The sequence below is a fragment of the Corynebacterium sp. KPL2850 genome (assembly GCF_040225855.1).
Taxonomy (GTDB): domain Bacteria; phylum Actinomycetota; class Actinomycetes; order Mycobacteriales; family Mycobacteriaceae; genus Corynebacterium.
The window spans coordinates 13712-35667 of the sequence record NZ_JBEHFV010000016.1 but is presented as its reverse complement, the minus strand read 5'-3'; the positions used below and the strand labels follow the sequence as shown (position 1 = coordinate 35667).

Below are 21956 nucleotides of genomic sequence, written 5' to 3'. Positions count from 1 at the left end.
GGCGCAGGTGTGTGACTTAGCTGCTAGCGATGCGGGCTGCGGCAGCGCGCGCATCCGCGATGACCGCAGGCACACCCACGCCGCCGGCCCAGGCGCCCGTGACGTCGACGCCGGGGGACTGGGTCAAGGAATCGCGCACGGCTACCACGGTGTCGAGGTGGGTGGCATCGAAGCGCGGCAGGCCGCCGAACCAACGCTGGGTGAAGATTTCGGCGACGCCAGCCGCGCGGCCATCGAAGCCGGTCAGGTGCTGCAGGTCATCGAGGGCGTAGTCCACGAGGTCATCTTCTTCGGCGCGGACGATGGCGTCGTCGCCGAACCGGCCGAACGAGGCACGCACCAGCGCCCCGCCGCGCTCTGCTAGGTGCGGCCACTTGCGCGATGACAACGTGAATGCCTTTGCGTGCACGTCATCCTGGTCGGTGGCGACGAGGATGCCGGAGTTCTGCGGCAGCGCGGTGCCGGAGGGATCGGTGTCGGAGTCAAATTTGAGGCCCACGACTGCCGATGCCGCCAGCTTCACCCCCTTCAACCGCGTCGCCGCGTCCGGAGCCACCTTGGGCAGCAGCCGCGCGGCAGTCGGTGCCGGGGTAGCTACCAGCACGCGGTCGAAAGGCGCAGTATCGCCCGGCGCGCCGGCCAGGCGGAACTTATCGCCCTCGCGCGTGATGCCAGAAATGAACGTGTCAACGAAAATCTTGGCGCGGGATTTTTCGGCCAGGGTCTCATAAAGTTCGGCGTAGCCGCCGCGGAAGGTCTGGAAAACGGGCCCGCCGGCGCTGGGGTTCTCTGCACGGGCTTCCTCGAGGGAGCGCACGGCCGCAGAGAGGGTGACGGGACCGGAGGCGGCAAGGGTATCGAGGGCATCGGCAAGCGTGGAGATGGTGGCGCGCAGGCCCAGGTCATCGGCGGTGCACGAGTACACCCCGCCCAGCAGCGCAGAAACCACGTGGTCCACCAGGTCCCCGCCGTATTGTTGACGCACCAACTCACCGACCGAGACGTCGCCGCCCACGGTCCACTCGAAGGGCTGCTCATTATCGATGCGCCGCGCCGTGTCCTCCGAAACCAGGTGCGCAACGGGCTCGGAACGCGACGGAATGCCCATCACGCCGCCCTGCGGCAGGGACTTCAGCTCCCCGCTGTAGACCAGCGAGCGCAAACCTGACGGGTCAACTAAACTGCCGGCGAGGCCGAGGGTGTGGAAGAAGTCCACGGCATCGCGCCGACGGGCGAGGAAGGCCTCGGCGCCCATGTCGGTGGGGCCGTCATTAAACGGCACGGAATACAGCTTGCCGCCAATGCGCCCGGCGGCCTCGAAAACCTCGACGTCGTGATCGCGCAGTTCGTAGGCGGCGGTAAGGCCGGCGAGGCCGGCACCGATGATGGCAATACGCATTTAGCCCTCCTCGTGAATGATGGATACGGCGCGGGTGATGGCCTCCGCGTCGGTGGTGGGCAGCACCCCGTGCCCAAGGTTCCAGATGTGGGTGTCGATATCGCCGCGCTGCTGGGCGCGCTCCACCTCGCCGCGGATGGTGCGCACGGCCTGGCGCACGGCATCGTCGCCGGCAAAAAGCAGCGCCGGGTCGAGGTTGCCCTGCAGCACGCGCGAGTTCACGCGCTGGGCGGCGGCGTCCATGGCCACGCGGTAGTCCACGCCCATGACCTCGGAGCCGGCTTCGGACATCGCCTGTAGCAGCTCGCCGGTGCCCACGCCGAAGTGGATGCGCGGAATATCGACGCTGGCCAGGATTTCCTGCGAATATGGCAGCACGAACTCGCGGTAGTCACGCTCGTTGAGGTAGCCGGCCCAGGAATCGAAAAGCTGCATGGCGTCGATGCCGGCATCGACCTGCACCCGCAGGAAATTGATAATGGTGGGCACGAGCCGGCGCATGAGCATGTGCCACGTCTCGGGCTCAGCGTGCATGAGCGCCTTGGTGCGCTCGTGGTTCTTGGAGGGACCGCCCTCGATGAGGTAGCTGGCCAGGGTAAATGGCGCGCCAACGAAGCCGATGAGCGCTTGGGTTTCGGTCAGTTCGCCGAGGATTCCCGCAATGCCTTGGGCAACTTCGGGCACGTCGGCTTCCAAAATAGGCAGCTTGCCGATGTCCCCCTTCTCCCTCACCGCCTTCTCCATCACCGGCCCGCGGCCGGGCACGATGTCAACGTTGACGCCGGCGGCCTTGAGCGGGACCACGATATCGGAAAAGAGGATGGCCGCGTCCACGTCGTGGCGGCGCACCGGCTGCAGGGTGATTTCTGCGAGGAGTTCCGGCATGAAACAAGAATCCAGCATGCCGATGCCCTCGCGGGCGGCGCGGTACTCCGGCAGGGAGCGACCAGCTTGACGCATCAACCAAACTGGTGGGCGGGAGGGGGTGCGGCCGAGCGCGGCATCGATAATGGGGGCGCGGTTAAGTCGAGACATACTCCTCATTATGAATCAAAAGTTGGAGCAGGGGCTAATTTGCCGCGCCGCTGGCCGCGCGCTCCCGCCCCGCAAGCCAGGCGTCAGTCGCGCCCGTGGAGGCTGCGGTGGGCAATGAACCGGTTGGACTGCGGCCGGAAAAGCAGAACCACCGCGATAAGCAGCGTCACGGCGATAAGCAGCAGGCCGAGCCCGCCAATGCCAAGCGCCAGGGCTGCGATATTGAAAAAGAGGGCAATCGCGATGACAACTGAGATAATGCGGCGCGCCCACTTCGATCCGTTGGCGAGTTGTGCGGAAAAGAGCGCCAAAATGATCGCACCGATGATATTAAATACAGAGACGAATAGGCGGTTCGACCGCACATACTCCGCGATTCGCGAGTCCGAGGGCTCTATCTGCTCGCCGCCTCCGCCGAAGATGCCGACCATGCCGCTGACCAGCATGATGACGGCGGCGACAACGAGCACCCAATACGCCCACTGGAGCGGGCGCGGCCACACGGACAAGTCTTGATCCTGCGTGGTGTTTTGCACGGGACGGTTATAGTCGCGGGGCCCTGGTCGTTGATTTTTATCCGCAGGACCGTCGCTTCGACCGTCATCGCGCCGGCCGTGGCCGGGGAACATGCTGGTCATCGGTTGTCCTTGTGGTCATCGCCCCTGTTTTGGGCACCGTAATTCCGCGAAGGTTGATTGCGACCGCCTTTATCTTTGGGGTCCTTTTGCTTGGTGTCCTTCTCTTTGGCGTCTTTTTCTTTGGCTTCCTGCTTTTCGCGCTTCTCGCGCTCTTTATCGCGGCGCGCCTGCTCGAGTTCTTTTTCCAGCTCGCGCATTTGCTCGAGCTCGCCGGTGTAGTCGAGGGTGTCGGGCTTAACGGAGAAGATGAGCCCCAATACGGCGGCGACGCCAACCAGGATTTGCACCATGCCGTCGGCGGCAAAGAGCCAGTCGGGGACATCGGCACCCGCGGGCGTGACCATGAAGGTGAGCAGGATGCGGAAACCGAAGTAGATGGAAAAGGCGAACCAGATGCGGCGCGAGGTGCCCGCGCGTTTTGATGGCCCTGCCAGCGACTTCAGCAAAAACAGCAGCAGCACCAGCACGCCGATGGCAATGGCAGCCGACAGCGCCACCGACCCATAGGCGGCCATTTCAATAAAGGAGTCCGAAACTTCTTCGCCGTCTTCGCCACCCGAGGTGCTGTCGACCATCTGCTTGGCCTGTGCCATGAGCACATCGTGGTTGAGCAGGGTCAGCACCACATTGAGGATTTGGTGGACGGTCTCGCCGGCGACGACGCCCAGCCAGAGCCACAGCATGTAGACCACGGTCTCGGGGCGCTTGGAACCGCCCTGCGAGCCCTTGCCGCGCTGACCGCGCGGGCCATGCGGGGCGCCGCCCTGCGGCGACCCGGGCCCCGGTTCAGGACGCGATTCTCGTTGTGGCTCTCGCTGCTTATCGCGCTGGGGCCCCTGCTGGCCGCGCGGATCACCTGCCTGCGGGTCGCTGGGCTGCGGCTCCTGCTGACCGTGCGGGTCGCCAGCCTGAGGCGACCCGGGCGGCGGCGGCTCGGGGCGCGGCGACGCGGGCGGCGGCGTCGGACGAGAAGAAGGCTGTGTCACAAGAATCCTTTACTTGAGCAGGCGTGCGGCTTCGGTGGCGAAGTACGTCAGGATCTGGTCGGCGCCGGCGCGCTTGAAGGCGGTGAGAGACTCGAGCATGATGGCCTCGCCATCGACCCAGCCGTTGGCGGCGCCGGCCTTGATCATCGCGTACTCGCCGGAGACTTGGTACACGGCGACGGGCACCGAGGAGGTCTCCGCGATTGCGGACAAGACATCCAAGTACGGCAGGCCCGGCTTGACCATCACGAAGTCGGCGCCCTCCTCGATATCGAGCTCAGCCTCCAGCAGGGATTCGCGGAAGTTGCGGGGGTCCTGCTGGTAGGTGCGGCGGTCGCCCTCTAGGGAGGAACCGACGGCCTCGCGGAACGGTCCGAAGAAGGCGGAGGCGTACTTCGCGGAGTAGGCCATGATGGAGACGTCGTCGCGCCCGGCCTCATCGAGATCGGCGCGGATGGCGGCAACCTGGCCGTCCATCATGCCAGACGGCGAAATGATCTGAGCGCCGGCTTCGGCCTGGGAGCGGGCCATCTTTTGGTAGAGCTGGACGGATTCATCGTTAAGCACGCGGCCCTGGTCATCGAGGACACCGCAGTGCCCGTGCGAGGTGAACTCGTCGAGGCAGGTATCGGCCATGATGATGAGGTCATCGCCAAATTCCTCGCGCAGGGCGGAAATGCCGCGGTTCAAAATGCCCTCGGGATTCCAGGCCACGGAACCGGTGGCGTCCTTGTCCTTGTCCAGCGGAACGCCGAAGAGATCCACGCAGGTAACACCGGCCTCGAGGGCCTCCTCGGTCGCGCGGCGCAGCGAGTCAAAGGTGTGCTGGTACACGCCGGGCATGGAAGAAATCTCGTTCGGCTCATCGAGGCCGTCTGCGATAAACATCGGCAGAATTAAGTCCGATGGACGCAGCGTGGTTTCGGCGACGAGGTTGCGCATCTGCGGCGTAGAGCGCAGGCGGCGGGGGCGGCGGGCAGGAAATGAGCTCATTGGGTACTCCTTAGAGCGAGACTAAAAACTTACGCCTTCTCGACCTTAGTAGTCTTCTTGCGCGCGCGACGCTTCTTGCGGGGCGCGGGCAGGTTACCGGCGGCGCAGAGGGCGGCGACGTGGCTGGCGAGGGCATCGACAAGCGCGGGCACGTCCGCAACATCTGGCACGACATCGACGCGCAGGCCCAGCTCTTCTGCTGCTGCGCTTGCCGATGGCCCGATGCACGCGATGATCGTCCGCTGGTGCGGCTTGCCGGCGATGCCCACCAGGTTGCGCACGGTGGAACCGGAGGTAAAGGCCACGGCGTCGAAGCCACCAGTCTTGATCATGTCGCGGATTTCTGCCGAGGGCGGGGCGGCGCGCACGGTGCGGTAGGCCACGACGTCGTCGACGTCCCACTGGAGGGCTTGGAGGCCATCGACAAGCGTATCGGCGGCGATATCGGTGCGCGGTAGGAGCACGCGGCTCACGGCGTCGATGTCCTCGACGTAATTGGGAAAGACATCGAGCAGCCCCTCGGCGTTTTGCTTCTTCTTGTGCGGCAAAAGCTCCGGCACCATGCCCTTGGCGCGGATGGCATCGGCGGTCTTGGTGCCCACGGCGGCAAGATGCACGCCGGCAAAATCGCGCGCGTCCAGGCCGAGCTGGGAAATCTTATCCCACACGGCGGTCACGGCGTTGACGGAGGTAAAGACGATCCACTTGTAGCGGCCCTCGACGATGCCCTTGATGGCGCGGTCCATCTGCGCCGGGTTGCGCGGCGGCTCGATGGAAATCGTCGGCACGTTCTGCGGGATGGCGCCGTAGCCGGCCAGGCGCGCGGACATGGGCCCGGCCTGTTCCTTGGTGCGCGGAACTAGCACGCGCCAACCGTAGAGCGGGCGGTTTTCCCACCACGAGTACTTGGTGCGGTCATCGATGCTGCGGCCGAGCGTGACCACCAGCGGGCCGGACAGGTCCGCGTCCAGCTTGGCGATGGTCCCCAGCGTCGTCTCGTACGTGCGCTGCAGACGCGTGGTGCCGTGGACGGTCACGAAGGCCTCGGTTTCTGCCGGCATGCCGCGCTGCTGCAGCTCGGTGGATATCTCAGCGAGGTCGTCCTTGGTGGCCTGCAAGACGATGGGCTGGGTGGCATTGGCGAGCGCGTCCCAGTCGGCGCCATCGGTAACATCGGCTTCCGTGTACGTCGACCCCAGGGCCAGCCCGGCAAAAGACGGCACGGTTGAGGGCAGGGACATGCCCGGCACGACCTGGAATTCCAGGCCGGCGGAGGCCACGGCGTTGATTTCGGCCTTGATGGATTCGCGGTTGAGCGGGTTGCCGGTCACGAGGCGGATGACGTCCTCGCCATCGGCCTCGGCAAGGCACTCGCGCAGCTGGCTTACGATGTCCTCGCCCGGTGCATAGAGCACCGCGGCGGTCGGTGCCGGCGGGCGGGGCGGCTTGCGGCGCGCGCCCTTGGCCTTGGCATCTGCGCACATCTGCGCGTATTCCTCTTCCGCGGCGTCCAGCAGCTCTTGCGGGACGGGCAGCGCGGTGGCGACGGCATCGCGCACGCCCTGCATGACCTGCGGATCGGCCACGGCGATAGCGTTATTGGCCAGAACTTCGCGGGCGCGGACGGTCAGCAGGTCTGGGTTTCCCGGACCAGCGCCCACGAAGACGATCTTGCCCAACTGGGTGTCTGACACAGCATTGCTCATAAAGTTCTTTTCTAGATCTGGGCCCGCGGCACCGCACACGGACATGATCGCCTGCAGTGTTTCTCCCCGCGCCGTCGGTGGGTATCAAGGTCATAACGGCCAAAATCCCAGGCGCTACGTCCTGGGATGCCCTTAAAGGGGGCCGGGTATCATTGCAAAAAATGATCTATGGTATCTACACCTTAAATTATTAGCGCTTAAAGTAGAAATTACTGACCCAGCAGGTCGGCCGCGCCTTGGGCGAAAAGCTCGTCAGAGACCCGCGCGCCCAACTCCGCTGCTTCCGCCGCGGTGCCGGAGGCGGTGGCGGTCAATTGGCGGGAACCATCCAGCGCAAAGACGCCGCCGCGCACCGTTAATTGATCGCCGTTCCAGCGGGACGTAGCGGCCACGGGCGCGGTACAGCCGGCCTCGAGGCGGGCGAGAACCGCCCGCTCGGCGAGGGCAGCGGAGGTGGCTTGATCATCAACAATGGCGTCTAGTGCCGCGGCCGCCTCGGTGCCGGCGACGGCCTCGATGGCGAGCGCACCCTGGGCTGGGGCGGGCATGAATAATTCTGGATCGAAGATATCGCTCGCCCGATCCTCGTATCCGCCGCGCCGCAGGCCGGCATAGGCCAGCACCACGGCATCGAGCTCGCCGTCGGTCACCTTGGACATGCGGGTATCGATATTGCCGCGCAGCGGGCGGATCTCCAGGTCCGGACGCAGGGCGGCCAGCTGGGAAATGCGGCGCGGCGCCGAGGTTCCCACCCGCGCGCCTTCCGGCAGCTGCATCAGGGTCATCCCATCGCGGGCGACCAGCACCTCGCGGCTGTCCTGGCGCTGCGGGATGACCAAGCGGAAGCGGTCATCCTCGGCCGTGGGAAGGTCCTTGAAAGAGTGCACGGCGATATCGCATTCGCCGCGGTACAGCGCCTCGCGCAGCGCCTGGGTGAATACGCCCACGCCGATGCGCTCGACCGGGGCCATATTGGTATCGCCTGCGGTGGTGACGATGTGGAGCTCGGAATCGAATCCGGCATCGATAAGCCAATCGCGGACGTGTCCTGCCTGGGTGGTGGCGAGCTTGGAGCCACGGGTACCGATCTGGAACATTTACGCCTCCTTGTTCAGCGTGGGCAATTCATTGACGGCCACGGCAACGCCGGAGCCTTCCAGCTGCAGGCCAAAGAGTTCCTGCAGGGCATTTTCGCTGCTAAAGCTGCTATCCGATGCCGCCAGCTTCTTCGCCCGCACCGTCGGTTCATGCAGCAGCTTGTCGGCGACGCGCTTGAGGGCACCTTGGACATCGGCAAGCTGCTTGCCCTCTAGCTCCGGGTGCTTTTGCTGCAGGCGGGCCGCCTCACACTCCACGAGGTCCGCCGCGCGGCGGTGCAGGGCGCTGACAGCCGGTGCCACATCGCGCACGCGCTGGGCGGAGGTATAGGCGGCAAGCTCCTCGTCCACGATGGTGCGGGCCTGCTCGTGCGGGCTCGTGCCGGCCGCAACATCGGTGGCGGCCGCGGACAGGGACTTGCTCAGGCGCTCGATATTCACCAGGTCCACGTCATCGATTTTCGTTGCTGCGTCATCGATATCGCGCGGGAGGGAAAGATCAATGAGCATCAACGGGTGCGCGGGCGGAATGTCGGACGCGGTGATGGTAAAGCCCTCGGCGCCGGTGGCGGAGATGGCGAGGTCGACATCGGCAAGCGCGGCGGCGCGATCCTCAAAATCCACCACGCGGGTGTGGACCCCGGCCTCCTCAGCGTGGCCGGCAAGGCGCTCGGCGCGCTCGCGGGTGCGGTTGGCAATCACCAGCTCGCCAATGCCCAGCCGGCCCGCGTGGGTGGCAGCGAGGGAAGCCATTGCCCCGGCGCCAAGCACGAGCGCGGACTTGCCCTGCAGATCCTTCACATCGAGGCGCTGCAGCGCCTGGTCGAAGGCGAAAGTCACCATCGAGACGCCGGCCTTGTCGATCTCCGTTTCCGAGTGCACGCGTTTGCCGGCTCGCAGCGCGGACTGCGCCAAGGCGTGGATGCGCGGGCCAACCGTGCCCTGCTCGGAAGCGGACTGGTAGGCGGTGCGTACCTGGCCGATGATCTGCTGCTCGCCCACCACCATCGAATCCAAGCCAGAGGTAACGGACATGAGGTGTTCCGCGGCGGCATCGGCATAGCGCACATAAAGGTAATTGCGCAGCTCTTCCTCCTCAACGTGGGAGACGTCCTTGAGCACTCGGATGACATCCTGCACGCCGGTGTGGAAAGAATTGGTCACCGTATAAACTTCGAGGCGGTTACACGTGGAAATGATCATCGCCTCAGTGAGGGACTCGGCGTCAACCAACCGCCCGCAGGCGGAATGCTGCACCACATTGTCCATGCTCAGCTTTTCCAGCAACGCAACGGGTGCCGATTGGTGGGACATTCCCACAACAAGCACGCTCATGCTCCACACTCCTCAACCTTTTGATTGACCGCAATGGTTCCAAAGACTACCCCGCTGGGGCGAGGAACCCGAATCGTCAGCGCAGCTCGGCGGCCAGCTCTTCGTTATCGACTTCCCAGCAGGCGAATTCTTCCCCGTCTATCACTACAACAGGAACGCGGTCGCCAAATTCCATCTCGAGCTCGCGGCTATCTTCCACGTTGCGCACTTCCAGCTGGGCACCGGCCCCTTGGATAACGGGGGTGATCTGCTCTTTTACCCGTTTACAGGAACCGCAGGTGGGGCGCACCATGAGCTCGACTACATGCTGGGACATAGGGGCGGGGTTCTCCTCATACGGACGCCGACGGTGGAAACGTTTACTATGGACATATTAGTCCACCCCGCGTTTGCGAAAGCTGTTTACTCCACTCGTGTCCGCTATACCTCCCCCCGGATTTCCCGAATCTCCCCGCGACTTTTTGGCCAATTGGACGGCCTCGCGCGGCAATCTGCGCAACTTTCTAGAAAACCAGGCGCTAGCCCCCTTGGGCGAGGAAGAACAGCGCGCCGCAGGTGAGGCGGCCGCAACCGCCGCTTTAGAGGAATTCGGCCTCGAGCTAGAGGACTTCGCCTCCGGCATAGCCTCCGTCTCCGGCTCATATGATGCCGCAGGCTCCCAGCGCATCACGGACCAGGATCCGGACGTCCCCGTCGATGTCGGCGCCGCCGCCTTTTTCGACGTAGACAATACCCTCGTTCAGGGTTCCTCCTTGGTGGAATTCGGCTTTGGGCTCGCCCGTCGGCGCTATATCCGCATCTCTGAGATACTCCCGGTTGCCTGGAAGCAACTAAAATTCCGCCTCTCTGGCGCGGAGAATGCAAAAGACGTTGCCGATGGCCGCGCGCAGGCGTTGGAGTTTGTCAAAGGCCGCAGCGTGGACGAGCTCATCAATCTCTGCGAGGAAATCGTCGAAGCCTCGCTCGCCCGCCGCGCGTACCCCGGCACCACGCAGCTCGCTGAGATGCACCTGGCCGCCGGCCAACAGGTGTGGCTGGTTACCGCTACCCCAGTCCAGCTCGCGCAGGTCTTGGCGCGTCGCTTCGGTTTTACCGGCGCCCTCGGTACCGTCGCGGAGGTAGAAGACGGCAAATTCACCGGCCGCTTGGTGGGCGATATCCTCCACGGCCCGGGCAAAAAGCACGCCGTGGCCGCCCTCGCTACCATCGAGGGCCTCGATTTGGACCGGTGCACCGCGTACTCCGATTCTGCGAACGATATGCCCATGCTCACCATGGTGGGCACCCCCGTGGCCATCAACCCGGACCGCAAGCTGCGCAAAATTGCAGAGAAGCGCGGCTGGATCGTCCGCGACTACCGCTCCATCCGCCGCGCCATCCGCACCTATGGCCTGCCAGCACTGCTTACGGCCGCCTTCTCTTTTGGTGGCTGGCGCTATTTCCGGAAGTAGCAGCGCACGCGGCGGAGCGCTCTCAGCGTAGAAGCAGCTTCGGCCCGAAAACCAGAAATCCTCCGCCACCGCGCTAAGGCACGGTGCGGAGGATTCGTGGGCTGTTGGGTTTACTTACCCAACTTACGACGCTGCACGCGGGTGCGGCGCAACATCTTGCGGTGCTTCTTCTTGGACATGCGCTTGCGGCGCTTCTTAATGACAGAACCCATAACAGGCGTCCTCACTTTCTTTTAGTACGTACTGTGAACCTGCCGGCGCCTGAAACGGCAAAGGTGCACTCTTTGCCACCTTGGCCGCACATATGCGGGCCATCACGACGTGCCGACACGAATGCGATCCATCTTACCTAGTCCCCAGCGTGTCTCCAAAAGTGGCCCGGGCGGCACCCCGCGGAAATGGAGCGCACGGAACAAGAATAAACCGCGCGAGATAAAACCAAACAGCGCCCACCACCGCTGACCAAAAGTGGCCAACAGAAGTGGGCGCTGCCTTGAAGGCGCGAGACCCTACGCTCCGTAAACGGATGCCTCGAGGTACTCGTTGACGGCAGACTCGTGAACGCGGAAAGAGCGTCCGACGCGGACTGCCGGCATTTCGCCTGCGTGAACCAAACGGTAGACAGTCATCTTGGAGACGCGCATGATTTCGGCGACCTCCGCGATCGTCAGAAAGGTTCCTTTTTCTTCATTTGCCATAATTATCTAACCCTTCAGCTCGTTACGCGCTGTAGGCTTCCCCTCCCACAGGACTTCACGCACGTGCTCGTTCCAGCCTATCGTGAAACATGTGACTAATGCGACCCAAGTGCCAAATTTTTTCACAGCAGTTGTTCAGTTCACCGCCAAAAGCGCTGCGTAACAACCACCCCATGGCTCCCGTACGGCCCCTGAGTGGTGAGAGGTACCTACACCCCCACCACGGGGAACGGGGCCGCATTAGGTGGGCTCTTAGCCCAGCTCCTTAGCCTTATCGGAGCAGGCTTGGGCGGCGCGGTAGAACGCACCGCGCAGGCCGGACTCTTCCAGCTCGCGCACGGCCGCGGCGGTGGTGCCGCCTGGCGAGGTCACGCCCGCACGCAGCTGCGTTGCCGAGCGGCCGGAGTTGGCCAACATATCGCCGGAGCCGGCAGCTGCCTGGGCGGCGAGCTTTTCGGCGATATCGCGGGGAAGGCCGAGCTGCACGCCGGCATCGACAAGCGCCTCTGCCACAAGGAAGAAGTAGGCCGGCGAGGAACCAGCCAGGGCTGTCGCGGCGTCGATGTTCTTCTCCGGAATGACCGCGACCTCACCCACGGCCTCGAGCAGCTCCGTCACGCCCTGCATCTGGGCCTCAGTGACGTGCTCGCCGGCGGCGCAGGTGCACATGCCGCGGCGCACCAGCATCGGCGTATTGGGCATAACGCGCACAACCGGCACGCCGTCGCCCGCAGCAGCCTGCAGGGCCTCCAGCGTCAGCCCTGCGGCCATAGAGACCACCACGGCGTCCTTGGCCGGGTTAATCTCACTCAGCAGGTCCAGGATGGCATAAGGCTTGACGGACGCGAAGATATAATCCGCGCCGTCGACCGCCGCGGCATTATCCGCCGAGACGTTAACGCCATAGTTGCTCTTGAGTTCTTCACCGCGGGAGGCGGTGCGGTTGGTCACCGTGATATCGGAAGCATTAAAACCCGATTCCACAAGACCCGAGGTCAAAGCCTCACCGATTTGTCCTCCACCTAAAATTGCAATCTTTGTCATAGTCTCCACCATGCCAAAAATAACGACACCCGGCTACCTCCATCTAGGAAGCAGCCGGGTGGTTCTCAGCCAGTCGCTGGTTTAAAGCATAACCAAAAGCAGTGGCCCAAAGGTCAATATGAGGCCGGTAATGCCCGCAAGGGACATGGAGAAGCCATCTCGGGCGGTGCGCAGCGCATGCGTAACGCCGGCCATAATTGCGGTCACGCAGAGCGCCAAGATGGCCACGACGACGCGCGGGAAATTATCCCAAAGCACTTCAAAGCCCTTGAAGATGACGACCGCCAAGACGATCCCCACAACCACCATGATGACGATGGACATGGGGTTGAGCTTCTCGTGCTCTTCGGTGACTTCCTCGTCCCGCACCTGGGACAGCTCGCCGGTATCGTCGGATTTCTTCGCGGTCGCCGCAGGCTTCTGCGTTGGCGCGGCAGACTTGCCCTTGGTTCCAGCGTCCTTGGTGTCCTTAGCATCCTTGGCGCCTGCTGAGTTCTTCGCGTCGGCCTTCGCTCCCGCTGCGCTCGCTGCAGCAGCACCTGCCCCGGCAGCGCCAGCTGCTCCCGCCTTTTCCTTGGCGCTGGATTCAGCGGCGTCAGCAGCGTCCTTGCGCTTGTCCTGCGAGGACTGCGACTTATCGATGCGCTGCATCACCGCAGTGTCATCCGCGGACGGCTGATGAGACTTCTTCTCAGCGTCCTTAGCGCTCGCCTTGTCCTCTGGCTCCGACTGCGCAGGCTTCTTTGCCGCCTGCGCGTTTGCCTTCTGTCCTGGGGCAGGCTTGGCCGTCGGCCGCGAGGCAGACCCCGCCGCTGGCTTGGGAGAAGCGGTCGGCTCACTCGGCTTCCCGTTCTGCTTCGGGGCCGGGGACGCGGTGGGGGTACCAGCGGAAGGCTTCTCGGCGGCCGGCTTAGGGGAAGTGGATTTAGGCTGGGATAGCTTTTGCGCAGGCTTGGAACCGGTCGGCTTCGCCGTGGAATCGCTCGCCTGCTGAGCCTTATCCTGTCCGGATTGTTCGTCCTTGGACTTCGGCGCGCGGATGACAGGGGCGTCATCATCGATGGATACGTTGGTATGCTTCGCCTCTGGCGGGGTGGACTTTACCTTCTTGAGGCTACCGGTGAGCTCGGCAACGGATACGCCGCCTTCATCGAGGCTGCGCCGACGGCGGCGAGAGGTCTTCTCGTCCTTATCCGTGCGGTCCTTCTTATTGCGAGCCAGCAGCTCGGCCACGGTCAACTGTTTTTCGTCAGCCATGATCTCTTCCTATTCCAATCCCTTGTCGGTCCGGCGCAAAATAACACCTTCGCGCAGCGCCCACGGGCAGATTTCTAACTTCTCAATTCCCAGAGCTCGCATGCTTGCCTCGGCAACCAAAGCGCCGGCGACGATTTGGTGCGATCGGTTCGAACTTACACCCTCAAGGTCCGCTCTGTCTGCTGCAGTCATGCGCGTGATGAATGAAATCAATTGGCGCAGGCCCGGTGCGGTCAATGTGCGCTTGACATATGGCCCTGCAGACGAGGGCGCCGCGCCGGTAAGCCGCGACAGCGTGCGGAAGGTTTTCGAGGTTCCCACGGCTAGGCCGGCAGGCCCCATCGCCTTCATCTGGGTGACGGCATCCTCTAGCTCTGCATCGATGAAATCACGCAGCGCACTAACCTTCTTTTTCTCCGGCGGATCGGTATCGAACCAGTTGTGGGTAAGCCGCCCTGCACCCAGGTCAAGCGAGAAAGCCAGGTCAGGGTGCTCATCGGTACCGGTGGATAGCTCCAGAGAGCCACCACCGATGTCCAAGTTGGTGATGCGTCCAGCGGACCAGCCGTACCAGCGGCGGGCAGCGAGGAAGGTAAGCTGCGCTTCTTCCACGCCCGAGAGGATCTGCAGGCGCACGCCGGTCTGCTTTTCCACCTCATCGAGTACTTCATCAGAGTTAGGGGCAGAGCGGACCGCGGAGGTCGCGAAGGCGATGAGTTCGGCGCACCCGAGTTTTTCCCCCAGCTCACTTGCCTCACCCACGGCGCTAATGAGCTTTTTCAGGCCCTTTTCGTGGATGTTTCCCTTCTTATCCAGCTGTTCCACCAGCCGGAGTGGGGTCTTCCAATCGCTCATCGGAGTAGGCCGTCCCCCCATTGCGGCATCGACCGCAACGAGGTGGACGGTATTACTTCCGACGTCTAATACACCTAATCGCACACCAATAGCGTAGTAGGTCTACCGTGGTTAGGTGTGAATCGCCCAAAATCTGACACCGTTTACCTAGGTTTTCCCGCGAGTTCGCCAGCGGCGGCATCGATTAAAGCCGGACGCGAAGAGGCCCCAGATTTTCCGCGGGAGTGGTTCGAATTTACCAACCCAAACGACCCTTACCACGTCTTTTCCATCGACCTCACGTGGGTAGAATCGCACTACAGCTGCCAATTTGGTACGTCGGCGTGCCGGGGCATCGACAAGAGCCAACCCGAGGTGGGCTGCTGCGTGCACGGTGCATATATGGCCGATGAACAAGACCGCGACCAGCTTTATGATGCCGTTTCCCGCATGCCCGCGCGCTACTGGCAGCTGCGCCCAGCGGGGGTAGATGAGTTCCTGGCTCAAGAAAACACCGATGAGCTAGAGCCGTGGTTGGAATGGGACGAGCTTGATGGCGAGGACGGTAAGCCCGAACCGGCGCTGAAAACCCCCATCGTGGATGGCGCCTGCATCTTTGCCAATCGCGCCGGCTGGGAAACGGGGACTGGCTGCGCGCTGCACCAGTGGGCTGTAGATAGCGGCGAGGAGCTGACGGTGGTCAAGCCGGAAGTATGCTGGCAGCTGCCACTGCGGCGCTATGAGGACTACGAGGAGCGCCCCGACGGGCAGGAGATTTTACGCACCACCATCGGCGAATATGACCGCCGCGGTTGGGGCAATGGCGGCGAAGACTTTGATTGGTACTGCTCTACCGATAGCGCCTGCCACGCCAATCCGCTGCCAATGTGGCAATCGCACGAAGACGAGCTCGTCGCGCTCATGGGGCGCGAAAGCTACGATATTTTGGCCGCACAGTGCCAGGCCCGCGCAGAAGCCGCCGAGCACGGCGTACAGCTCACCCAGCACCCAGCCAGCATCAAGGCCGGCTGGTATTAGAGTTTTGGCCGGCGCGCGAGCGCTGGCCGGTGCTAGAGCTCGAATTTATAGCCCAGCCCGCGCACCGTCACCAGGTGCTTCGGGCGGGAGGGGTGCTCCTCAATCTTGGTGCGCAGGCGCTTGATGTGCACGTCTAGCGTCTTGGTATCGCCCACGTAATCCGCACCCCAGATGCGATCAATGAGCTGGCCGCGGGTCAGCACGCGCCCGGCATTGCGCAGGAGGTATTCCAGCAGGTCAAACTCCTTGAGCGGCATGGCCACCGGCTCGTCTGCCACGGTGACGATGTGGCGCTCCACATCCATTTTCACGCGGCCGCCGGACAGGATCTGCTCGTCTTCTACCTCGCTGCTCTCCGCGGCATCCGCGCGGGAGGACTGATCGTTGCCGCGGCGTAGCACGGCGCGGATGCGGGCGATGAGCTCGCGGGAGGAATACGGTTTGGTGACGTAATCATCCGCGCCCAGCTCTAGGCCCACGACCTTGTCGATTTCCGCATCGCGCGCGGTGACCATGATGACCGGCACGGAGGAGGTGGCGCGCAGCTGCTTGCACACGTCGGTGCCAGACATGCCGGGCAGCATGAGATCAAGGAGCACGATGTCGATGTCATTTTCGGCGAATTTCTCCAGCGCGGATGGGCCATCGAGGGCGATAATCGGCTCGAAACCTTCCTTGCGGAGTAAGAATGCCAGCGGATCGGCCAGCGACTCTTCATCTTCCACGATGAGAATGGTGGTCATTGTGCTTTATCCTTTCGACGTGCTGCAACGCGTGCTACTGCACGCTGAAGCCCAGGAGCCGCCGCATCGACGGATTCCTTGTCTTCATTATCCTGCAAGTCAGCCTCGTGCGCTGGCTTCTTTTCCTTATATAGGGGCAACTCGATGGTGAAAGTAGAGCCCGTGCCCGGGCGCGACCACAGCTTGATATTGCCCCCGTGGTTGGCCACCACGTGTTTGACAATTGCTAATCCTAGGCCAGTGCCTCCCGTCTGCCGCGACCGGGCTTGGTCAACGCGGAAAAAGCGCTCGAAGACGCGCTTTTGATGCTCCGGCGGGATGCCTATGCCGCGGTCCGTTACCCGGATAAGCACGACGTCATCCCCCACCACTTTCTGCGAGACGGAGACCGGCAATTCCTCCGGCGAATAATTAATCGCGTTGGAAATGAGGTTGGATAGTGCCGTTACCAAAAGGGAACGGTCGCCGTTGACCTGCACGCCTTCTGAAGGCCCTTGGGTCAATTTAATGGAGTGCGCGTCTGCTGCGAGCTGGTTGCGCGAAATAGCCTCGCCAATGAGATCGTCTACGTAGAGCGGTTCCATCTCCGGTAGCGCTTCGGCACCCTGCAGCTTGGACAGGGAGATGAGCTCGCTGACCATATCCGCCATGCGGTTGGCCTCTTTTTGCACTTTTGTACCGAAGTACTTCACGTGCTCCGGATCCTCGGGGTCCTGGAGCAGGGCCTCTGCCAGCAGCGCGATGCCACCGACCGGGGTTTTCAGCTCGTGGGAGACGTTGGCCACGAAATCGCGGCGCGCGGATTCCATGCGCACGTTTTCGCTCTCATCGGTGCCGTAGATGATGATAAAGCGGCCATCGTTTAGCGTCAGCGGCTTGATAACGGCCTTGATCTGCGTGACGCGGCGCCCGGTGCGGCGCTTAGGGATGGCCAGGTCCACGGTGCGGGTTTCCTTATCCTCAAAGACCTGCTCCGCGGTCTTCCAAATCTCCGGATTAACGGCGCGATCGTGGACCACGGACATCTCGTGCGCCGCGGGATTGGACAGGATGATTTCCTGATTTCTATCGAGCACCGTCAGCGCCGTGGGAGAGCCTTGAACCGCAAGATGCAGGCCTTGGCTCACGGTAGTGACCTGGTTTGCCTGGGCATCGCTGGCGCGATGGCGGCGTGCCATGCGCTCGCGCACCCGGGAAATTAATGGCAGCGCCACCGCGCAGGCGAGCACCCCCGCGAGAAAGACAAAAATTAATTCCACGTCTTTAAGCCTAACCATTAGAAAGTCCCCAGGGAGCACCTCCCCAGGGACTTATATGCAGCGGTAGGTTACTTGCCACCCTGCGCGGCGACGGCAGCGGCCCCGGCCTCGGCGGCCTCTGGGTCCAGGTAGGTGCCGCCGGAGTTGACCACGGAGCCATCCTCCGCAATCTCGTAGACCAGCGGGATACCGGTCGGAATATTCAGCCCGGCGATGTCATCATCGGAAATGCCATCGAGGTGCTTGACCAACGCGCGCAGGGAGTTGCCGTGCGCTGCGATCATGACGGACTCGCCCTTCTTAGCCCGCGGCAGGATCTCTTCCTCGAAGTAGGGCACGAAGCGCTCGACGACGTCCTTCAGGCACTCCGTCTGTGGGACCTTGTCCAAGTCCGCGTAGCGGGGGTCGTTGGCCTGGGAGTACTCGGCGTCATCGGCAAGCTCGGGCGGGCGCGTGTCATAGGAACGGCGCCATGCCATGAACTGGTCCTCGCCATATTCTTCCTTGGTCTCAGCCTTGTTCAGGCCCTGCAGCGCACCGTAGTGGCGCTCATTGAGGCGCCAGTTGCGGATGACCGGGATCCAGTGGCGGTCGGCCGCGTCCAGCGCGATATTGGCGGTGCGGATGGCGCGGCGCAGCAACGAGGTGTACAGCACGTTGGGCAGGATGCTTTCTTGCGCGAGCAGCTCGCCGCCGCGCTTGGCCTCTGCCTCGCCCTTTTCTGTCAGATCAACATCGACCCAACCGGTAAATTGGTTGGATTCATTCCAGGTGGATTGGCCGTGACGAAGAAGAATCAGTTTTCCGTTAGTCATGCCTCCAGCATGCCACGAAACCGCCCGGCGCGTCAGTGAAGCTAATCTCCCATCGCCCGGCGTTGGTGGCAGTCAGGCACGGGAATCTGCTGGGCTTCGGCATAAATCTCCGTCAACTCTCGGGCCGTGTTGGTCCAGCTAAAGCGCGCGGCATGCGCGACGGCGGCCTCGCCCATGGCGATGCGCCGGGCGTCATCATCAAGCAGCTGGCTCAAGGAATCCGCCCACTCCTGCGGGTCGTGGGACGGTACCAGCAGGCCGGTCTCACCATCGACGACGGCGATGGGCAACCCACCCACGGCCGCAGCGACGACCGGCGTGCCAGAAGCCTGGGCCTCGAGCGCCACCAGGCCAAAGGACTCGTTGTAGCTGGGCACCGCCACAATATCGGCGGCGCGGTACACGCCCACCAGCTCTTCGGGCGGGCGGGGGCCTAAAAAGCGCACGCGCTTTTCGACGCCCAACTCCCGCGCCAGTTCCCTATACGCCTCCGGTGAGGCATTGGCTCCAGATGGTCCACCGCAGATGAGCACCCGAAAATCGCGGGTGGGCTCACGGCGGCAGAGCTCCGCGGCGGTGCGGATGAGCACCTCCGGCCCCTTGAATTTCTGCAGGCGCCCCACAAAGGCCACGACCTTAGTGTGCAACGGGATACCCAGCTCACGGCGGGAACGCTCCGTATTGCGGTCGGTGCCGGGGGTAAAAAGCCCCACGTCCGCGCCTGGTGAAACCACGCGGATAATGTCGCGCTCGGCATCGTAGTGCTCGGCCAGGTCACGGGCTTCCTGATCGGTATTGACCACGAGGAGATCGGCATTATCTACCAGTTGCTGTTCGCAGATGCGCCGCGCCTCTGATTCCACGGTGTCCTCGGCGGTGCGGTAGGCGTTTTTCACCGCGGCCAAGGTGTGGGCGGTATGAACAAGGGGGATGCCCCATAGATCGCGCAGCAGCCACCCCACCTGGCCGGAAAGCCAGTAGTGGGAATGAATGAGATCATATTTTTTGCCCTGCCATTTAGCGAATTGCATCACTCCGCCGGAAAAGGCCGCGAGCTGGGTGGGCAGATCTTCCTTTTCTAGTCCCTCAAAGGGGCCTGCCACGATGTTAATCACCCGCAAGTTGGGGGCCACGTCCACGATTTCTTTGTGGCTGGGGCGGGTAGCGCGGGTATAGACATCCACCTCGACGCCAAGCTGGGCTAATTGGCAGGCAATATTTAAAACGTAGACGTTCATTCCGCCGGCATCCCCGGAGCCAGGCTGCTCAATGGGGGAGGTATGCATAGAAATCATGGCGATGCGCATGTTGTCCCATTTTAGCGGCGCTATACTGGCCCCTGCCAACAACCTACGCTACCGAAAGGTCACGCATTGTCCGCTTATGAATCAAAGGCATGGCTCCAGTATTACCCGGAGTGGACGCCGCACAGCCTCGAATACGGCAACACCACCCTGTTAGACCTGTATGACAATAACCTCGAGGTCAATGGCGATAAGTCAGCCACGTATTTCTTTGGGCGTACCCAAAACTATTCCGAGCTGGACCGCCAAGTGCGCGCCGCCGCTGCGGGACTTAAGGCCTTCGGCGTGCGCCCCGGTGACCGCGTAGCCATCGTCGCCCCCAATAGCCCGCAGTACATCGCGGCCTTTTACGCCATTTTGAAACTCGGCGCCCAGGTAGTGCTACACAACCCGCTTTATACCGCCCACGAGTTGGAAGGCCTGTTCCAAGACCACGGCGCGCGCATCGCCATCGCCTGGGACAAGGCCGCCCCCACCCTGGAGAAGCTGCGGGCTACCACCAACCTGGAAACGGTCGTGTCCATCAACATGATCAACGCCATGCCCACCCTGCAGCGCGCCGCGCTGCGCTTGCCGCTTCCCCCGCTCAAGGCCAAGCGCGAGCAGCTTTCTGCCCCCGCGCCAAATACCGTGCCGTGGGAGGCGCTGATTGGTGATGCCATCGGTGGCAACGGCAGCGATATCAAAACGCCGGAGGACATTGATAAGGACACCATCGCGCTGGTGATGTACACCTCCGGCACCACCGGCGCACCCAAGGGTGCGATGCTTTCGCACGGCAACCTCGTGTCCAACCTACTCCAGGGCAAGGCCTGGGTTCCGGGCTTGGGCGATAAGCCAGAGCGCATGCTCGCCGCCCTGCCCTTCTTCCACGCGTACGGCCTGACCATGAACGTCACCTTGGCCCAGCTCATCGGCGGAGAATTGGTCATCTTGCCCGTGCCGCAGATCCCGCTCATCATGCAGCTGATGAAGAAGCACACCCCGACCTGGGTCCCGGGCGTTCCTACCTTGTACGAGCGCATCGTCAAGGCCGCCGAGGAGCAAGAGGTTCCCATCAAGGGCGTGCGCGCAGCTTTCTCCGGCGCATCCACCCTGCCTTCTGAGACCGTTAATAAGTGGGAACACTCCACCGGCGGCTTGCTCGTGGAAGGCTATGGCCTTACCGAGTGCTCGCCCATCATCGTGGGTAACCCCATGAGCACCGACCGCCGCCCCGGCTATGTGGGCATCCCCTTCCCGGATACCGAGGTGCGCATCGCCAACCCCGATAACCTGGATGAGACCCAGCCAGATGGCGTTGAGGGCGAGGTGCTGGCCCGCGGCCCGCAGATTTTCAAGGGCTACCTCAATAACCAGGAAGCCACCGACGCCGCCTTCCACGGCGACTGGTTCCGCACCGGTGACATGGGCATCATGGAAGAAGACGGCTTCATCCGCTTGGTCAGCCGCATCAAGGAAATCATCATCACCGGTGGTTTCAACGTCTACCCGGGCGAGGTCGAAGAAATCCTGCGCGAGCACCCCAGCGTCGACGACGCCGCCGTGGTGGGCCGCCCGCGCGAGGACGGCTCCGAAGACGTCGTTGCCTGCCTCGATCTTGCCGATGGCGCCGCGCTCGACCCTGAAAGCCTCAAGGAGTACTGCCGCGAGCGCTTGACCCGCTACAAGGTCCCGCGCACCTTCTACCACTTTGAGGAGCTGGCCAAGGACCAGATGGGCAAGATCCGCCGCCGCGAGGTGCAAGAAGACCTCATCAACCGCCTCGAAGCGGAGAAGAACTCTTAGAGTTCATACCACCATGCTGCGCACCATCGATACCCCCATTGGCCCGCTGCTGCTCACCGCGGATGCAGACGGGCTATCCCGCGTGGATTTCGGTGCGGTCCAGTCGGGCCGCAACGTTGCGGTCCAGTCGGGCCACAACGAGGCAAGCAAGGTGCACAGCGGCCAGAGCGGCGAGGAAAATAGGGGCACCGACAAGCGCGGCGCCGCGATCCTCGACGCGGCCGAAGCGCAGCTCGCGGAGTATTTCGCGGGCACCCGCCGCGAGTTCGATCTGCCACTTAATCCAGCGCCGACGACCGAATTTCGCGCCCTGATTCACGCGCAGCTAGACACCATTGGCTACGGCGAGGTCGCAAGCTATGGCGAGCTCGCCGTCGCCGTAGGTCGCCCCGCTGCTACCCGGGCGGTCGGCACCGCCTGCGGTGCCAATCCCCTGCCGATTATCCGGCCCTGCCACCGCGTGCTGCGCAGCGATGGAACGCTTGGCGGTTATGCCGGCGGCCTCAATATCAAGCGTTTTTGCTGACACTCGAAGA

The 21956-nt window shown here is 63.1% G+C and carries 22 protein-coding genes; 4 read left to right on the top strand and 18 right to left on the bottom strand.

Going from position 1 to position 21956, the window contains the following annotated elements; genetic code table 11:
- Positions 1-16: 16 nt before the first annotated feature.
- The 9 genes from ABRP93_RS06830 to ABRP93_RS06790 form a co-directional block, all read right to left on the bottom strand.
- Entirely contained in the window at positions 17-1399 is a 1383-nt protein-coding gene (locus tag ABRP93_RS06830; RefSeq protein ID WP_349887398.1) for a protoporphyrinogen oxidase, read from the bottom strand.
- Positions 1400-2434, bottom strand: coding sequence for a uroporphyrinogen decarboxylase (gene hemE / locus ABRP93_RS06825; RefSeq protein ID WP_349867588.1), 1035 nt, complete (start codon positions 2432-2434; stop codon positions 1400-1402).
- A gap of 83 nt (positions 2435-2517) precedes the next feature.
- The gene (locus tag ABRP93_RS06820) at positions 2518-3072 is read right to left on the bottom strand and encodes a tellurium resistance protein TerC (RefSeq protein ID WP_349867587.1); all 555 of its coding nucleotides are present in this window, start codon (positions 3070-3072) and stop codon (positions 2518-2520) included.
- Entirely contained in the window at positions 3069-4058 is a 990-nt protein-coding gene (locus ABRP93_RS06815; protein WP_349887396.1) for a hypothetical protein, read from the bottom strand. The genes ABRP93_RS06820 and ABRP93_RS06815 overlap by 4 nt, the downstream gene beginning before the upstream one ends.
- A gap of 9 nt (positions 4059-4067) precedes the next feature.
- A complete protein-coding gene (gene hemB / locus ABRP93_RS06810) occupies positions 4068-5051 on the bottom strand; it encodes a porphobilinogen synthase (RefSeq protein WP_349887394.1) in 984 nt (327 codons plus the stop codon).
- A 29-nt stretch (positions 5052-5080) separates the two neighbouring features.
- Entirely contained in the window at positions 5081-6757 is a 1677-nt protein-coding gene (locus ABRP93_RS06805) for a bifunctional uroporphyrinogen-III C-methyltransferase/uroporphyrinogen-III synthase (protein WP_349887392.1), read from the bottom strand.
- A 209-nt stretch (positions 6758-6966) separates the two neighbouring features.
- Entirely contained in the window at positions 6967-7854 is an 888-nt protein-coding gene (gene hemC / locus ABRP93_RS06800) for a hydroxymethylbilane synthase (protein WP_349887390.1), read from the bottom strand.
- Positions 7855-9189, bottom strand: coding sequence for a glutamyl-tRNA reductase (locus tag ABRP93_RS06795; protein ID WP_349887389.1), 1335 nt, complete (start codon positions 9187-9189; stop codon positions 7855-7857).
- Positions 9190-9265: 76 nt separating this feature from the next.
- Positions 9266-9505 carry a glutaredoxin family protein gene (locus ABRP93_RS06790; RefSeq protein ID WP_349887387.1) on the bottom strand — a complete coding sequence of 80 codons (240 nt, stop codon included), beginning with the start codon at positions 9503-9505 and terminating at the stop codon, positions 9266-9268.
- A 97-nt stretch (positions 9506-9602) separates the two neighbouring features.
- Between ABRP93_RS06790 and ABRP93_RS06785 the strand changes: the two genes are divergently transcribed.
- Positions 9603-10640, top strand: coding sequence for an HAD family hydrolase (locus ABRP93_RS06785; RefSeq protein ID WP_349887386.1), 1038 nt, complete (start codon positions 9603-9605; stop codon positions 10638-10640).
- A 110-nt stretch (positions 10641-10750) separates the two neighbouring features.
- Here the strand turns inward: ABRP93_RS06785 and ABRP93_RS06780 are convergent, their stop codons facing one another.
- From ABRP93_RS06780 to ABRP93_RS06760, 5 genes are all read right to left on the bottom strand, one after another.
- Positions 10751-10852 carry a 30S ribosomal protein bS22 gene (locus tag ABRP93_RS06780; RefSeq protein ID WP_003855542.1) on the bottom strand — a complete coding sequence of 34 codons (102 nt, stop codon included), beginning with the start codon at positions 10850-10852 and terminating at the stop codon, positions 10751-10753.
- 297 nt (positions 10853-11149) lie between these two features.
- On the bottom strand, positions 11150-11338 hold the full coding sequence (locus ABRP93_RS06775) for a helix-turn-helix domain-containing protein (RefSeq protein ID WP_005276651.1): 189 nt from the start codon (positions 11336-11338) through the stop codon (positions 11150-11152).
- Between the two features lie 252 nt (positions 11339-11590).
- On the bottom strand, positions 11591-12382 hold the full coding sequence (gene proC, locus ABRP93_RS06770) for a pyrroline-5-carboxylate reductase (protein ID WP_349887384.1): 792 nt from the start codon (positions 12380-12382) through the stop codon (positions 11591-11593).
- Positions 12383-12463: 81 nt separating this feature from the next.
- Positions 12464-13639, bottom strand: coding sequence for an Rv0497 family membrane protein (locus ABRP93_RS06765; protein WP_349887382.1), 1176 nt, complete (start codon positions 13637-13639; stop codon positions 12464-12466).
- A gap of 9 nt (positions 13640-13648) precedes the next feature.
- A complete protein-coding gene (locus ABRP93_RS06760; protein ID WP_349867579.1) occupies positions 13649-14578 on the bottom strand; it encodes a Ppx/GppA family phosphatase in 930 nt (309 codons plus the stop codon).
- Positions 14579-14611: 33 nt separating this feature from the next.
- Here ABRP93_RS06760 and ABRP93_RS06755 point away from each other — a divergent pair, with 33 nt between their 5' ends.
- Positions 14612-15511 carry a DUF3109 family protein gene (locus tag ABRP93_RS06755; RefSeq protein WP_349867578.1) on the top strand — a complete coding sequence of 300 codons (900 nt, stop codon included), beginning with the start codon at positions 14612-14614 and terminating at the stop codon, positions 15509-15511.
- A 32-nt stretch (positions 15512-15543) separates the two neighbouring features.
- Here the strand turns inward: ABRP93_RS06755 and ABRP93_RS06750 are convergent, their stop codons facing one another.
- From ABRP93_RS06750 to mshA, 4 genes are all read right to left on the bottom strand, one after another.
- Positions 15544-16254: a response regulator transcription factor gene (locus ABRP93_RS06750; RefSeq protein WP_349887380.1), complete on the bottom strand. Its 711-nt coding sequence runs from the start codon at positions 16252-16254 to the stop codon at positions 15544-15546.
- Complete coding sequence (locus ABRP93_RS06745) at positions 16251-17513, bottom strand: sensor histidine kinase (protein ID WP_502879651.1); 1263 nt, start codon at positions 17511-17513, stop codon at positions 16251-16253. Before ABRP93_RS06745 ends, ABRP93_RS06750 begins: the two co-directional genes overlap by 4 nt.
- Before the next feature lie 68 nt (positions 17514-17581).
- The gene (locus tag ABRP93_RS06740) at positions 17582-18328 is read right to left on the bottom strand and encodes a phosphoglyceromutase (RefSeq protein ID WP_349887376.1); all 747 of its coding nucleotides are present in this window, start codon (positions 18326-18328) and stop codon (positions 17582-17584) included.
- A 41-nt stretch (positions 18329-18369) separates the two neighbouring features.
- Positions 18370-19635 carry a D-inositol-3-phosphate glycosyltransferase gene (mshA, locus tag ABRP93_RS06735; protein WP_349853384.1) on the bottom strand — a complete coding sequence of 422 codons (1266 nt, stop codon included), beginning with the start codon at positions 19633-19635 and terminating at the stop codon, positions 18370-18372.
- A gap of 66 nt (positions 19636-19701) precedes the next feature.
- On the opposite strand from mshA, the gene ABRP93_RS06730 reads away from it, so the two are divergent.
- Positions 19702-21420, top strand: coding sequence for a long-chain-fatty-acid--CoA ligase (locus tag ABRP93_RS06730; protein WP_349887374.1), 1719 nt, complete (start codon positions 19702-19704; stop codon positions 21418-21420).
- 13 nt (positions 21421-21433) lie between these two features.
- The gene (locus ABRP93_RS06725; protein ID WP_349887372.1) at positions 21434-21946 is read left to right on the top strand and encodes a methylated-DNA--[protein]-cysteine S-methyltransferase; all 513 of its coding nucleotides are present in this window, start codon (positions 21434-21436) and stop codon (positions 21944-21946) included.
- Positions 21947-21956 lie beyond the last annotated feature (10 nt).